This window comes from Streptomyces sp. NPDC048353 (assembly GCF_055587165.1).
Genome location: NZ_JBVJGU010000008.1, coordinates 149,219 through 162,376, shown reverse-complemented (window position 1 = coordinate 162,376; position 13,158 = coordinate 149,219). Strand labels below are relative to the sequence as shown.

12 protein-coding genes and 1 pseudogene are annotated in these 13,158 nt (G+C 72.1%); 7 read left to right on the top strand and 6 right to left on the bottom strand.

Annotated features, from left to right (window positions below):
* Positions 1–117 precede the first annotated feature (117 nt).
* The 6 genes from ACZ6RC_RS26890 to mscL all read left to right on the top strand — a co-directional run bounded on the left by ACZ6RC_RS26890 (position 118) and on the right by mscL (position 6,375).
* Complete coding sequence (locus ACZ6RC_RS26890) at positions 118–1,716, top strand: potassium/proton antiporter (RefSeq protein WP_469587794.1); 1,599 nt, start codon at positions 118–120, stop codon at positions 1,714–1,716.
* 435 nt (positions 1,717–2,151) lie between these two features.
* Positions 2,152–3,378: an MFS transporter gene (locus ACZ6RC_RS26885; RefSeq protein WP_469588112.1), complete on the top strand. Its 1,227-nt coding sequence runs from the start codon at positions 2,152–2,154 to the stop codon at positions 3,376–3,378.
* Between the two features lie 68 nt (positions 3,379–3,446).
* The gene (locus ACZ6RC_RS26880) at positions 3,447–3,779 is read left to right on the top strand and encodes an FmdB family zinc ribbon protein (protein WP_453617444.1); all 333 of its coding nucleotides are present in this window, start codon (positions 3,447–3,449) and stop codon (positions 3,777–3,779) included.
* A gap of 131 nt (positions 3,780–3,910) precedes the next feature.
* Positions 3,911–4,771 carry an S-methyl-5'-thioadenosine phosphorylase gene (locus ACZ6RC_RS26875; protein WP_469587790.1) on the top strand — a complete coding sequence of 287 codons (861 nt, stop codon included), beginning with the start codon at positions 3,911–3,913 and terminating at the stop codon, positions 4,769–4,771.
* 254 nt (positions 4,772–5,025) lie between these two features.
* Positions 5,026–5,685, top strand: a complete 660-nt coding sequence (locus tag ACZ6RC_RS26870) for a hypothetical protein (protein WP_391145796.1) — start codon at positions 5,026–5,028, stop codon at positions 5,683–5,685.
* 111 nt (positions 5,686–5,796) lie between these two features.
* Positions 5,797–6,375: a large conductance mechanosensitive channel protein MscL gene (gene mscL / locus ACZ6RC_RS26865; protein ID WP_469587785.1), complete on the top strand. Its 579-nt coding sequence runs from the start codon at positions 5,797–5,799 to the stop codon at positions 6,373–6,375.
* A gap of 19 nt (positions 6,376–6,394) precedes the next feature.
* On the opposite strand, the gene ACZ6RC_RS26860 is transcribed toward mscL, so the two are convergent.
* From ACZ6RC_RS26860 to ACZ6RC_RS26835, 6 genes are read right to left on the bottom strand one after another with little or no spacing between them, the layout of a single operon-like run.
* Positions 6,395–6,610 (bottom strand): hypothetical protein, encoded by a 216-nt coding sequence (locus tag ACZ6RC_RS26860; protein ID WP_391145800.1) that lies wholly within the window; start codon positions 6,608–6,610, stop codon positions 6,395–6,397.
* Between the two features lie 42 nt (positions 6,611–6,652).
* Complete coding sequence (locus ACZ6RC_RS26855) at positions 6,653–7,063, bottom strand: hypothetical protein (protein ID WP_391145803.1); 411 nt, start codon at positions 7,061–7,063, stop codon at positions 6,653–6,655.
* Complete coding sequence (locus ACZ6RC_RS26850) at positions 7,060–7,716, bottom strand: QcrA and Rieske domain-containing protein (protein ID WP_469587781.1); 657 nt, start codon at positions 7,714–7,716, stop codon at positions 7,060–7,062. Before ACZ6RC_RS26850 ends, ACZ6RC_RS26855 begins: the two co-directional genes overlap by 4 nt.
* Positions 7,713–8,360: a 4Fe-4S dicluster domain-containing protein gene (locus ACZ6RC_RS26845; protein ID WP_391145807.1), complete on the bottom strand. Its 648-nt coding sequence runs from the start codon at positions 8,358–8,360 to the stop codon at positions 7,713–7,715. The genes ACZ6RC_RS26850 and ACZ6RC_RS26845 overlap by 4 nt, the downstream gene beginning before the upstream one ends.
* An 8-nt stretch (positions 8,361–8,368) precedes the next feature.
* Positions 8,369–10,684 (bottom strand): molybdopterin oxidoreductase family protein, encoded by a 2,316-nt coding sequence (locus ACZ6RC_RS26840; protein WP_469587778.1) that lies wholly within the window; start codon positions 10,682–10,684, stop codon positions 8,369–8,371.
* A complete protein-coding gene (locus ACZ6RC_RS26835; protein ID WP_469587774.1) occupies positions 10,681–11,751 on the bottom strand; it encodes an MFS transporter in 1,071 nt (356 codons plus the stop codon). The genes ACZ6RC_RS26840 and ACZ6RC_RS26835 overlap by 4 nt, the downstream gene beginning before the upstream one ends.
* A gap of 185 nt (positions 11,752–11,936) precedes the next feature.
* On the opposite strand from ACZ6RC_RS26835, the pseudogene ACZ6RC_RS26830 reads away from it, so the two are divergent.
* Positions 11,937–13,107, top strand: a pseudogene (locus tag ACZ6RC_RS26830) (low temperature requirement protein A).
* Positions 13,108–13,158 lie beyond the last annotated feature (51 nt).

Sequence of the window (13,158 nt, the reverse complement as noted above, 5' to 3'; positions counted from 1 at the left end):
GATTAGGTAAGGTAACGAAGTGTCGGCTGCTGGAGGAACGATCCGGCTGCATGCGAGGGGAAGGATCGGCCACTGACTGTCCACCAGCTCAACGAACTCCTGCTCATCTGCTCGCTCGTGCTGCTCATCGCTGTCGCGGCGGTGCGGATCTCGTCCCGGAGCGGGCTCCCCAGCCTGCTGCTGTACCTCGGGATCGGGATCGCCATCGGGCAGGACGGCATCGGCAACGTCGCCTTCGACAACGCCGAACTGACCCAGGTGATCGGCTACGCCGCCCTGGTCGTGATCCTGGCCGAGGGCGGCCTGGGCACGAAGTGGAGGGAGATCAAACCCGCGCTGCCCGCGGCCGTCGTGCTGTCGACGGTCGGCGTCGCGGTGAGCGTGGGCATCACGGCGGCCGCCGCGCACTATCTGGTGGGCCTCGACTGGCGCCAGGCGATGATCATCGGCGCTGTCGTCTCCTCGACCGACGCCGCCGCCGTCTTCTCCGTCCTGCGCAAGGTGCCGCTGCCCGCCCGGGTCACCGGCGTCCTGGAGGCCGAATCCGGCTTCAACGACGCCCCCGTCGTCATCCTCGTCGTCGCCTTCTCGACGGTCGGCCCGGTCGACAGCTGGTACGTCCTGGTCGGCGAGATCGCCCTGGAGCTGGCCATCGGCGCGGCCATCGGCCTGGCGGTCGGCTTCGTCGGCTCCTTCGGGCTGCGGCACGTGGCCCTGCCCGCCTCCGGCCTCTACCCGATCGCCGTCATGGCCATCGCGGTCGTGGCGTACGCGGCCGGCGCGATGGCCCACGGCTCCGGCTTCCTCGCCGTCTACCTCGCCTCGATGGTCCTCGGCAACGCCAGGCTGCCGCACGCGCCGGCCAACCGCGGCTTCGCCGAGGGGCTCGGCTGGATCGCGCAGATCGGCATGTTCGTCCTGCTCGGCCTGCTGGTGACCCCCTCCCAGCTGGTCGACGACTTCTGGCCGGCGGTGATCATCGGCCTGGTCCTGACGGTGGTCGCCCGGCCGATGGAGGTCCTGCTCAGCCTGCTGCCGTTCCGCATCCCCTGGCAGGAACAGGCCCTGATGTCCTGGGCCGGCCTGCGCGGAGCCGTCCCCATCATCCTGGCCACCATCCCCATGGTCTCCGGGATCGAGGGCAGCGAACGCGTCTTCAACATCGTCTTCGTCCTGGTCGTGGTCTACACCCTCGTCCAGGGGCCGACCCTGCCGTGGTTGGCCCGCGCCCTGAAGCTGGGCGCCTCGTCGGAGGCGGCCGACCTCGGCGTCGAGTCGGCGCCGCTGGAGCGGCTGCGCGGGCACCTGCTGTCGGTGGCGGTCCCGGCCGGGTCGAAGATGCACGGCGTAGAGGTCGCGGAGCTGCGTCTCCCGGCCGGAGCGGCGGTCACCCTGGTCGTCCGGGACGACAAGAGCTTCGTACCCGGTCCGACCACGGTCCTGCGGCGCGGGGACGAACTCCTCGTCGTCGCCACCGACCCGGTCCGGGACGCCGCCGAGCGGCGGCTGCGGGCCGTGGGCCAGGGCGGCAAGCTGGCCGGATGGCTGGGAACCGGCGGTTCCACGGCGGTCACCGCGCACCGGCGGCTCGGCACCGGCGCACGACCCGGCGCGGGCTCGCGGCTCGGCGCGGGGTCGCGGCTCGGCCACGGCAGCGGCGAAGGCCACGGCGAGGGCGACGCGCGCCGGCACAACCGCAAGCGAACGTCCGGTTAATCACAGGCACGGATTGCGAAGGGTGGGCGTTTTCCCAGGCGGGAAGGCGCCCTTCCCTGTACCATGAAGGCACACTTAGATCGAACCAACTCTGCCTGACGCAGAGCTGGCGCGACCGTATGGCGGTCGACCCCCCACAAGAGGGCTGGGCTCGGCATCTACCGCAGTTCCGCGCATGAGGACAGCTCTCGGCGATACCCGCACTACCGTGCACGGGGCGCGCTACCAGGCGGCAGAAAGGCAAGGACCGTGGTGTCCACGGTCACTTCTGACACGCTTGAGGCGTCTGCGACGACTGCGACGGCTTCGACGACCGCTACGGCGGTGACGGCCAGGGCCGACGAGAACAGCAAGGCCGGCCAGGCCGGCGAGGCCTCGCGGAACACGAAGGCCCCCGAGGCCACGAAGGCTCCGAAGCGTGCCGGTTACGGACAGCTGCTGCGTACCCCCGGCGCGCTGTCCTTCCTGCTCCCCGGCTTCGCCGCCCGGCAGCCGTTCGCGATGCTGACGATCGGCATCGTCCTGCTCGTCCAGCACACCACCGGCTCGTACGGCAGCGCCGGCGCCGTCGCCGCCGTCACCGGCGTCTCCATGGCGATGTTCGCCCCGCAGAGCGGCAAGCTCGCCGACCGCTTCGGCCAGCGGGCCGTCCTGGTCCCCGGCGTCCTGATCCACGCCGCCGCCGTCGTCACCCTCACCGTGCTCGCCCTGGCCGGCGCGCCCCTGTGGGCGCTGTTCCTGGCCGCGGTGCCGGCCGGTGCCTCCGTGCCGCAGGTCGGGCCGATGGTCCGGGCCCGGTGGGCGGCGAAGCTGGACGGCTCGCCCCTGATGCCGACGGCCGCGGCCTTCGAATCGGTCACCGACGAGTTCACCTTCGTCGTCGGCCCGGTCCTCGCGACCGCGCTCTGCACCGGCGTCCACCCCGCCGCCGGTCTGATCGCCGAAGCCTCGCTGACGCTCTTCGGCGGCCTGTTCTTCGCCGCCCAGCGGCGCACCCAGCCCGTCCACGGCCTGGCGGCCGCCGCCGGCGCCGGACCGCGCGTCTCGGCGCTCTCCATCCCCGGCGTACGGGTCCTCGCCGTCGCCTTCCTGGGCATCGGCTCCGTCTTCGGCGGCATGCAGGTCTCCCTGACCGCCTTCTCCGAGGAGATCGGGAACCCCGGCGCCAACGGCCTGCTCTACGGCGTCTTCGCGGCCGGCAACATGCTCGCGGGCATCGCCTGCGGTGCCATCGCCTGGAAGATCGGTCCGCGCAAGCGCCTGATCCTGGGTTACGCCGGACTCACCGTGGCGGCCTCGCTGCTCTGGTCCGTCCACTCCGTGCCGCTGCTCGCCGCCCTCGGCCTCCTCGTCGGCCTGTGCATCGCCCCGGCCCTGATCACCGGCTACACCATCGTCGAGACCCTCGTCCCGGCCACCGCCCGCACCGAGGCCTTCACCTGGCTCACCGGCGCCGTCGCGCTCGGCCAGGCCGCCGCCGTGACCGTCGCCGGACGCCTGGCCGACGCGCACGGCGCGAGCACCGGATTCCTGGTGCCGCTGGCCGGCACCGCCCTCGCCCTGGCCACCCTCCTCGCGCTGCGTTCCCGCCTGGCACCCCGGGCGCCCGGGCGACTCGCCGCACGTGGTATCGGTCACCGAGTGCCGGTGACGGTGGACTGATCCCGCGGAATACGTCACTATGGATCGTCGTTAGCACTCGATGAGTGTGAGTGCCAGGAGGAAGACAAGTGCCGACCTACCAGTACCAGTGCACCGAGTGCGGCGAGGGCCTCGAGGCGGTGCAGAAGTTCACCGATGACGCGCTGACCGAATGCCCGAACTGCAAGGGACGCCTGAAGAAGGTGTTCTCCGCGGTCGGCATCGTGTTCAAGGGCTCCGGGTTCTACCGCAACGACAGCCGCGGCTCGTCGTCCAGCAGCACGCCCGGCTCGACGTCCAAGCCGGCCTCGGCCCCCTCCTCCGGCGCGTCGTCCTCGGACGCCAAGCCGGCCGCGTCGTCGAGCACGGCCTCCAGCACGTCGGGCTCTTCCGGCTCCGGCAGCTCCAGCTCGGCCGCCTGAGCGAGAAGCACCGCCCCCGCGCCTCGGCGGGTGGCCGCTCCACGCACATCCGACGCAAGCCCCACCGCCCACCGCGGTGGGGCTTTCGCCGTTCCGGGACCGGCAGCCCGGCGCCCGTTAGTGTGATCGTCATGGCGAACGAGGCGAACACGGCTTACGCGGGCATCGGCGTGATCGGCGGATCGGGGTTCTACTCCTTCCTGGAGGACGTGACGGAGGTCCCCGTCGAGACCCCGTACGGCAGCCCCAGCGACTCCCTCTTCCTCGGCGAGGTCGCCGGACGGCGGGTCGCGTTCCTGCCCCGGCACGGCCGCACGCACACGGTGCCGCCCCACCGCATCAACTACCGCGCCAACCTGTGGGCGCTGCGCTCGGTGGGCGTGCGGCAGGTGCTCGGGCCGTGCGCGGTGGGCGGCCTGCGGGAGGAGTACGGCCCCGGCACCCTCGTCGTACCGGATCAGCTGGTCGACCGGACGAAGACGCGGGCGCAGACGTACTTCGACGGGGAGCCGCTGCCCGACGCCTGGGGCGGCGCCGTGCCGAACGTCGTCCACACCACCTTCGCCGACCCGTACTGCCCCGACGGGCGGCGGACGGCGCTGAAGGCGGCCCGCGGGCGGGGCTGGGAGGCGGTGGACGGCGGCACCATGGTCGTCGTCGAGGGGCCCAGGTTCTCGACCCGCGCCGAGTCGCGCTGGCACGCGGCGGCGGGCTGGTCCGTGGTCGGGATGACAGGGCACCCGGAGGCGATCCTCGCCCGGGAGCTGGGGCTCTGCTACACCTCGCTCGCGCTGGTCACGGACCTGGACGCGGGCGCCGAGACAGGCGAGGGCGTCTCCCACACGGAGGTGCTGCGCGTCTTCGGCGAGAACGTGGAGCGGCTGCGGGAGGTGCTGTTCGACGCGGTGGGCGCGCTGCCGGAGACGGCGGACCGGGACTGCCTCTGCACGCATGCGCACGACGGGTGGGACCTGGGGATCGAACTTCCCTGAGGCAGGGTGGGGCGGGCCGACTGCCGGTTTGTGGGGGGGGCGGGCGTCTCGCCCCCCACGGACGGGGCGGGCGGGCCGACTGCCGGTCCGGGGGGGCGTCTCGCGTCCCCCTCAGGGGTGAGCGGGTTGTCCACAGGGGGGCGGCGGTCCACAGGCGGGAGCGGGAGGCGGAGAGAGCCGGGAAGGTGGGAGCGGTTCTCCGGGCGGTCCGGGGGACGGCACTCGGCTTCGGTTCCTGACAGGTGGTGTCCGCCATGACGGCTTCTCCTCTCTCCTCCTCCCCTTCGTTCCCCTCCGCGCCTTCCTTCCCTTCCTCCGCCGGCTTCTCCTCGCTGCCCGCTCTCTCCTCCCCGCTCCCTTCCCTGCCCTCCCTCCGGGGCCCTTCCCCGCTCTCGCCCGTGCCCGGGACGTGCGAGGTGCCGCTCTTCGAGCCGCTGCGGCCCCGGGGAGGTCCGCAGCGGCTGCGGCGGGCGCTGCGGCGCCGGCGGCGGGCTCCGGCCGCCGTCCTCGCGCTGGCCGCGGCGGCGCTGGCGGTCGCGGCCGGGGCCGGGGAGGTGTCGGCCGACCCGCCGCCCCGGCAGGCCACGGCGTCGGCCGCGGAGGCGAGGGAGCGTCACGGTCCGCCCGTGGTACGGCTGGTGTCGGCTCCGGTACGGATCGCGGACGCGGCGGCCGTACGGCTGTTGCGCCCCGGAGACCGGGTCGACGTGATCGCGGCGGCGCCCGACTCTCCGGCCGGCGGGGACGGGAAACCGCGCGTGGTCGCCGCCGGCGCACGCGTGGCCGAGGTCCCGCGCGCCGATACACCCCGTCCGGACGGTGGCGCCCTGGTTGTGCTGTCCGTGCCCCGGACGACGGCGACGGCGCTCGCCGCCGCCGGGATCAGCTCACCCCTGGCGGTGACCTGGTGCTGAATCGCACTGACGGGCTGTCAAGTCACCGCCGGGTGTGTACCGATTGGACGCCCTCGCGCCGATCACGGCGTAATGGAGGCACCAACTGCACACGCGACGAAAGGCATCCGGGTGACCCCGAAGAAGGAGAGCGTGCTGGCGGGCTTCAAGGCCTTCCTCATGCGCGGGAACGTGATCGACTTGGCGGTGGCGGTCGTCATCGGTGCCGCCTTCACCAACATCGTGAACGCCGTGGTGAAGGGCGTCATCAACCCGTTGGTCGGCGCCTTCGGCACCAAGGACCTGGAGAGCTACAAGTCCTGCCTCAAGGACCCGTGCAAGATCGTCGACGGCGAGATGCAGGGCATCGAGATCCAGTGGGGCCTCGTCCTCAGCGCGGTCCTGAGCTTCCTGATCACCGCGGCCGTCGTCTATTTCCTGATGGTCCTGCCGATGGCCAGGATCCTGGCCAGGCGGGCGGCGCACGACAAGGCGAAGGAAGGCGTCCAGGAGACCCTGGAGGTCAGCGAGCTGGAGGTCCTGAAGGAGATCAGGGACGCGCTCGTGGCTCAGCGCGGGCCCGGCTCGGGCCCCGACGCGGGCGCGGGCCCGGGTGCGCCCTCCGGCTCAGGAGGCGGTTCCGGCTTCGGGGGCGGCTCCGGGCCCGGGGGCGGAGCGGGGACCGGCACGGGGACGCACAACACCCCCTAGCCGACGGCTCGCGCCGGTGTCAGAGGTGGTGCGGCGGCTTCTCGTCGAGGAAGCGCGCGAGATCGGCGGCGCTGTCACCGCCGCCGGGAGGCCGCTCGCCCCACCCGCGGTCCGTATCGTCCGCGGACTGCCGGTCCAGCGGATCGTCGAAGATCAGTGCCGACGCGGGTCGCGTTCGAGGCTCGTCGTCGGACTGCTCCGCTGCTCGCGGGCCGTGGGCGGGGGCGGTACTCATACCTTCAGGGTACGCCGGGGCTCCGGGCGCGGGCCCGGGTGATCAGCGGTCCTTCGGGTCGAGCGCCCACAGCCCGAGCACGACGAGGAACGACAGCACCAGGAAACCCGCGCCCCACCAGGCGGTGCCGGTGTCGCCGGACATCCACTCGTCGACCACGATCGTCAGCCCCCACAGCTGGCCGACGACCACCGACAGGGCGAGGACCAGGCGCGCCGTCAGCTTGGACGCGCGCTCCGGTTCCTGCTCGGTGCCGGCGCCCGGGCCGGGGCCGGTGTGCCGGACCCGTGGGTCGCCGTAACCGCTGGTCGGCCGGATCTGGGGGTAGCGCTCGTGGACCGGGCGGTTCAGCCGCGGCCGGCCGCTGCCCGGGGTGTAGACCGGGCCGGACGGCACGTCCGGGCGGTCGGGGGCTGCCGGATCCCGGGGGAAGGGGGTGTCGCTGTCGCTCACGTCCGCGCCTTCCTCTCCACGGCCCCGCCGGCCGAGACCCCCGGGCAGCCGAAGCGCTCGGCGAGGTCCGGGCGGTCCTTCACGAGGCCGCGGCAGAGCCCTTCCTCCACGCTCTCCCCCGAGCGGGTGGTGCCCATGGCCCAGACGCTTCCGTCGGCCTCCTCGATGAGGATCACCTTCGGCAGGCCCCGGGGCGGCGGGCCCGCCGTCACCTCTCCCGTACGGGCGTCGAAGACCCCCTCGTGGCAGGGGCAGTACAGCTCGCCCTCGCTGCCCCGGTCCTTGCGCCAGAGCACGGCGCAGGCGAGGTGGGTGCAGACGGCGGAGTAGCCGGCGAGGGTGCCGTCCTCCAAGCGGATCGCGACCGCCCGGTCCTCTTGCCCGGGGTAGCGGAAGGCGAGCGACTCCCCGGGCGGCAGCCGGTCGGCGATCTTCTTCGGTTCGGGTGTGCCGTCGCTGTCGCCGTGGCGGTGCAGGATGCCGGCGGCGACGCCGACGCCGCCGACGGCCAGTCCGCCGGAGACGGTGGCGACGATCCGCAGGTAGTCGCGGCGGGTGGTGAGGGCATCGGCGGCGATGCGGTCGTGGAGCGCCTCCTGGGCGGCGTCGGTCGCCCTGGGGCCTTCGGCGGGCGGCGGGGTGGTGACGCTCATCGGACGTCCACCCGGTGCGCGCCGCCGTCCTTGCCGGTGTTCGCCTCTCGCACGTCCACTCCGTTGATCTCGACGACGGGAAGGCCGCCGGGGACCGGCCACCGGACCTTGTCGGCGGGGACGACCATCGCGACTCCGGTGGTGACGGTGGTGGTGCCGAAGGTGAAGGAGTCGGCGACCTGGACGCCGGGGCGCTCCGCCTGGAGCTCCTCGAGGGTGCCGTAGAAGAGGGCGCCGGTGGGGCAGACGGTGGCGCACATCGGGGCGAGGCCGTAGGCGGTGCGGTCGTAGCAGAGGTTGCACTTCATCTGCAGCTTCGCCTGGAGGTCGATCTTGGGGACGCCGAAGGGGCAGGCGTTGACGCAGTTGGCGCAGCCGATGCAACGGGTGGTGTCGGCCTGCTGCACCACGCCGTCGGCGGTGACCAGGATCGCGTCGGCGGGGCAGACCTCGGCGCACGGGGCGACGGGGTCCTCGCAGTGCATGCAGACGGTGGGAAGGGAGGCGACGGAGTGGCCCTCGTCGGGATAGTCGAGGTGGATCATCGACTTGCCGCGGTGCGAGTCGCATTCGCGGCAGGCGGAGACACACGCCTGGCAGCCGATGCAGCGCCCCGGGTCGATGAAGATCGTGCGGCCCATCATGAGCGGATTCAGCTCCTCTCCGAGGTGCCACGGCCCTGCGGGGACGTGGGGGGCAGGGGGTCGGTGCGGGAGACCTGGGTCTCGGGGTAGGCGTGGTGCCCGGGGGCGGTGGGCGGTTCGGGGACCTCGTCGATCCGTTCGGCGGCCTCGATCCGGGCGGCGCACACCTTGTACTCGGGGATCTTGGAGCGGGGGTCGAGGGCGTCGATGGTGAGCGCGTTGGCCGCGGTGGGGACGGGCCAGTGGTAGGGGACGAAGACGGTGTCGGGGCGGATCGCCTCGGTGACGAGGGCGGGGAAGACCTCGCTGCCTCGGCGGGTGACGACCCGCACGGGGTCGCCGCTGCGGAAGCCGTGGGAGGGGTGGACCTCGACCCAGGGGCGGGGGGTCTGCTCGACGAGGGCGCCCAGTCGGCGGGTCTGGTTGCCGGAGAGGAAGTGGGCGACGGTGCGGCCGGTGGTGAGCGAGAGGGGGTACTCCTCGCTGTACGGGTCCATGGGCGGGTGCCATTCGACGACCTGCAGGTGGATCCTGCCGTCCGGGTGGTAGGTCCTGCCGTCCTCGAAGAGGCGGGGGGTGCCCGGATGGTCGGTGGTGGGGCAGGGCCAGGCGATGCCGCCGGTCTCCTCCAGGCGCTCGTAGGTGATGCCGTAGTAGTCGTTGACCGTGCCCGCGGAGGCGACGCGGAGCTCCTCGAAGACGGAGCGGGAGTCGGGGAAGGCGAACTTGTCGCCGGCGCCGAGGCGTTTGGCGAGTTCGCAGATGACCCAGGTGTCGGTGCGGACCCCGGCGGGCGGTTCCTGCGCCTTGTTGTGCTTGACGACCCGGGCCTCGGCGTTGGCCATGACGCCTTCGTCCTCGGCCCAGACGGTGACGGGGAAGACGACGTGCGCGTTGGCTGCGGTCTCGGAGAGGAAGAAGTCGAACTGGGCGTGGAACTCGGTGGCGTCGTAGCCCTGTTTGACGGTGGCGTAGTTCGGGAGGGAGACGAAGGGGTTGTTGCAGATGCCGATCAGTCCGCGGATCTCGCCGCGCTGCATCTGCCAGACCATCTCCATCATGGAGGTGCCGGCGGCCGGGAGTTCGGACTCCTCGATGCCCCAGATCTCGCAGATCTGGCGGCGGTGCTCGGGGTTCATGATCGAGCGTCCGCCGGGCAGGAGGTCGGACTTCTGGCCGTGCTCGCGGCCGCCCTGGCCGTTGCCCTGGCCGGTGATGGTGCCGTAGCCGGCTCCCGGCTTGCCGATGTTCCCGGTGGCGGCGCAGAGGTTGATGATCGTGAGGCAGTTCTCGACGCCCTGGGAGTGGTGTTCGACGCCGCGGGCGTGCCAGGCCATGGCCCGGTCCGCGCCGGCGAACATCCGGGCCGTCCGTACGATCTGCTCCTGCGGGACCCCGCAGATCTCGGCGGACCGGGCCGGGGGGTAGTCGGCGACGGTCTCCTTGACCTCGTCCCAGCCGGTGGCGTGGGCGGCGAGATAGGCCTCGTCGGCGAGGCCCTCCTGGACGATCACGTGCAGGACGGCGTTGAAGAACGCGGAGTCGGTGCCGGGCTTGAGGGCGACGTGGAGGTCGGCGGTGCGGGCGATCGCCGTCTCCCGTGGGTCGACGACGATCAGGGTGGCGCCCCGGTCGCGGGCGCCCCAGAGGTACTGCGTCATCACGGGGAAGCACTCGCCGACGTTGGAGCCGGCGATGAGGAGGCAGTCGGTGAGGAGGATGTCGGAGAAGGGGTTGCCGGCCCGGTCGATGCCGAAGGCGAGCTTGTTGGCCCCGGCGGCGGAGACCATGCACAGGCGCCCGTTGTAGTCGACGTGCTTGGTCTTCAGCGCGACGCGGGCGAACTTGCCGACGAGGTAGGTCTTCTCGGAGTAGAGGCTGGCCCCGCCGAGCAGGCCGAAGGCGTCGTGGCCGTACTCGGTCTGGATGCGGCGGATCTCGGCGACCGTGAAGTCGAGCGCCTCCTCCCAGCTCGCCTCGCGGAACGGCTCGTCGCGGTTGCGGCGCATGAGGGGGGCGGTGAGCCGGTCGGGGTGGTTGACCTGCTGGTAGGCGTTGATGCCCTTGGGGCAGAGCCGCATCCGGTTGATGTCGTGGTTGCGGGGCTCGACCCCGAAGACCTTGCCCGCCCGGTCGACCCGCAGGTACATGCCGCACTGGACGCCGCAGAAGCAGCAGTGGGTGGGGACGAGCGTCTCGCCGTCCTGGTCGGCGCGCCAGCGGTCCGCGGGGATCCCGCCGGCGTCGCGGAAGCTGCGGGTGCCGGGCGGGGCGATGGAGGGATCGAGCGGAAGGTGCCGCCGGCCGGCGTGCTGCTGCGTCACTTGTACCCCTTCTTGACGTGGGTGAGGTAGGCGTTGCCGCGCAGGACGCGTTTGCAGCGGGGGCAGTACTCGGCCCAGGCGTCGAAGCCGAGGTCGAGGTCGCGCATGGTGCCCCGGAGGTTCTCGACGTAGGGGGCGGTGTCGATCGGCTCCCGGCAGCGGCGGCAGGCGAGGACCTCCTCGTCCCCGCCGCGGGAGGTGTACTTGAACAGCTGCATGCCGACGGCGGCGGGCCGCTGGACGATGTGGAAGAACTTCCCGAAGGGGATGTAGATGAGGGTGAAGACCACCGAGACCATGTGCAGGATCGCCAGGAACTCGTAGCCGCCGCCGTGCAGGAAGATCGACGAGAAGGTGAGGAGGAGCCCGGTCACGGAGATGACGATCAGGGCGATCAGCGGGACCAAGTCGTAGGCGAAGCGCTGACCGGTGATCGCGCCGCGGTCCTTCATCCGGCGCCACAGGAAATAGGAGGCGCCGGGGATGACGAGGACGGCGGCGATGTCGAGGCCGTGGAACATCAGCCAGCCGACGATGTTCAGCGAGTCGAAGCCGAGGATCTTGAAGCCCCAGATCCGCATCTCGTACCCGGGTCCCGAGCCGCTGCCCGAGGTGAAGGTGAACCACCCCCAGGTCAGCGGGAAGGTGATCAGGGCGGCCAGGATGCAGCCCCAGAAGATCAGCTGGTGGGCGGCCCAGCGGGCGTGCGAGCGCGCCCCGAGGAACTTCTGGAAGCCGAGGTAGGTGGCGATCATTCTCGGCAGGGCGGTGGGGGCCTTGCGGAAGTTGGCGGCCGAGAAGAAGGAGCGCCACCCCTGCCTGAAGAGCCGTCGGGCGCCGGGGGCGGAGACCCAGACCGTGTAGCGGTAGGCGACGCCGAAGGCGAGGAAGACGGTGGCGACGGCGTACGGCAGGAGCGCCGAGTCGAAGTCGCGCAGGAACCGGCTGCCGAGGACGATCGCGACGATCAGCAGGGCGGAGACGACGGCACCCGCGAGGGCGGCCCGGCGGCGCACCTCGGAGAGGGTCTGGACGACGGGCGCGGGGGCCTGGGGTGGCTCGGTCACCCGGTCACGGTAGGGCGATATAACCGGTCTGGTCCCGTTCTGCGGGGCGGGTGGGTGAGTGTGTCGCTCAGATGGCGTTCAGGCCGTACGACCGGAGGACCGCGCGGGCCTCGGCGGCTCGTTCGGGGGTCGGGGAGGGCGTGCCACCGCGCCCCCGGCCGCCCGGCTCTGGTGGGGTGGGGCGCATGAGCCAACCGTTCCTGCCGCTTGTCGCGCGCTCCCGCACCGAGACGCACCGCGCCGCCACACCGCTCGAGCTCTTCTTCGACCTCTGCTTCGTCGTCGCCGTCGCCCAGGCCGGCGCCGAGCTGGTGCACGCGGTGGTCGAGCACCACGCCGCCGACGGCATCACCCACTACGCGATGGTCTTCTTCGCGATCTGGTGGGCATGGATGAACTTCACCTGGTTCGCCTCCGCCTACGACAACGACGACGTCCTCTACCGCGTCGCCACCTTCGTCCAGATCGCCGGTGTCCTCGTCCTCGCCGCCGGTGTCTCCCGCGCCTTCGAGGACGACTTCCTCGTCACCGTGCTCGGCTACGTGGTCATGCGGCTCGCCCTCTCCTTCCAGTGGCTGCGCGCCGCCCACCACGCGACGGACCCCGCCGAGCGGACGATGTGCCACCGGTACGCGGGCGGTGTCGTCCTCTGCCAGATCGGCTGGACCGCCCTGCTCTGGGCGCCCGAGGCGGCCCGCCCCTGGATCTTCCTTGTGATGATCGGCGCCGAACTGGCCGTCCCCGCCTTCGCGGAGAAGGACACCAACACCCACTGGCACGCACACCACATCGCCGAGCGGTACGGCCTGTTCACGATCATCGTCCTCGGCGAGACGATCGCGGCGGCGACCGTCGCGGTGAAGGCGGGGATCAGCGAGTACGACGCCCTGGGCGAGCTCCTTCCCATCGCCACCGGCGGCCTGCTGATCGTCTGCGCCGCCTGGTGGATCTACTTCGCCGTCCCCGCCCACATCCGCCTCGTCTCCAACCGGCAGAGCTTCCTCTGGGGCTACGGCCACTATCTGATCTTCGCCTCCGCCGCCGCCATCGGCGCCGGCCTCGAGATCGCCGTGGAGCAGGCCGTGGGCAAGGCCCACCTCTCCACCCTCGCCGCCTCCTCGGCGGTGACCATCCCCGCCGCGCTCTTCCTCCTCTGCGTATGGCTGCTCCACGCCCGCTACTTCAAGGTCGGCATCGCGCAGCAGCTCGTCCTGCCCGTGGCGGCCCTGGCGATCCTGATGTGCACGTTCTCCGGCCGCTGGGCGGTGCTCCGCGGCCGGGGTGGTCGCGGCGGCGACGATCGCGGTCGGGGTGACGCTGTCCACCCGCCGTCCGGCAGCGCACCCGCAGGGGTGAGAGCGGAGGGCCAGCCGCGGTCGGCCCCCGGGGCGCCGGCCGCCGGGCGGC

Coding starts and splice junctions, on each gene's coding strand:
- ACZ6RC_RS26875 (WP_469587790.1), top strand. CDS start 3,911: ATGGCGAACGAGGCGAACACGGCTTACGCGGGCATCGGCGTGATCGGC.
- ACZ6RC_RS26870 (WP_391145796.1), top strand. CDS start 5,026: ATGACGGCTTCTCCTCTCTCCTCCTCCCCTTCGTTCCCCTCCGCGCCT.
- ACZ6RC_RS26860 (WP_391145800.1), bottom strand. CDS start 6,610: ATGAGTACCGCCCCCGCCCACGGCCCGCGAGCAGCGGAGCAGTCCGAC.
- ACZ6RC_RS26850 (WP_469587781.1), bottom strand. CDS start 7,716: ATGAGCGTCACCACCCCGCCGCCCGCCGAAGGCCCCAGGGCGACCGAC.
- ACZ6RC_RS26845 (WP_391145807.1), bottom strand. CDS start 8,360: ATGATGGGCCGCACGATCTTCATCGACCCGGGGCGCTGCATCGGCTGC.